The following is a 707-nucleotide window of genomic DNA, read 5'->3' on the forward strand; positions in this document are numbered from 1 at the left end:
ATGACCATGGTGGCTGAAATTATCGATTTCAATCGGTTTGAGAACCCCTGCCAGCTATTCTCCTGGCTGGGGTTGGTGCCATCGGAAAACACCAGTGGTGGTAAACGACGTCAGGGCAGTATTACCAAGTGTGGTAACAGTCATGCACGAAAAGCGTTGATTGAATCAGGCTGGAGCTACCGGCATCCTGAAAAGCTAACACGTGACCTGATGTTGAGGCAGGAAGGCTTGCCTGATGCCGTGAAAGAGATTGCATGGCGGGCTCAGCTGAGACTCTGTAAGCGATATCGTGATCTGACCGCTCGATACAAAAACAAGAATGTTGTCGTTGTTGCTATCGCGCGTGAGCTGGCTGCTTTTATGTGGGAGATCGTAACCAAAGGTTTAACGCAGCCGACCACAATACGAGCCCATTGATAATAGACTGCGCTTTATTTTAACTGTTTTGGAGGTTTACCCATTCTGATGTTGCAGCCCCGGCCAGTGAGTAGTCCTCGTTCTTGTTAGGAGGTAAGGCAGACCTGCCGAGTCCTCGCTCCTAGAGAGAGGCAGGCTCACGCGACGGATACATGAAAAGTGGTAACCAGTCCACGTATATCAGCTTGCCAGCCGTCGTTGTTTCAGGCTCCACTGTCAGAATGGGTATTTATGAATATGTTGCTCAAAAGTACCAAATAAATCCTGCTTGACTGCGGGAGTCATATCAA

At 49.1% G+C, this 707-nt stretch carries 1 protein-coding gene; it reads left to right on the plus strand.

Translation table 11 applies throughout. The features are described 5' to 3' along the window. Positions 1 to 417: transposase (locus AC27K1_RS21620; protein WP_487152868.1), on the plus strand; the 417-nt coding region annotated here is incomplete at its 5' end. Positions 418 to 707: the final 290 nt, after the last annotated feature.

The organism is Kistimonas ophiarachnellae, from assembly GCF_057552235.1.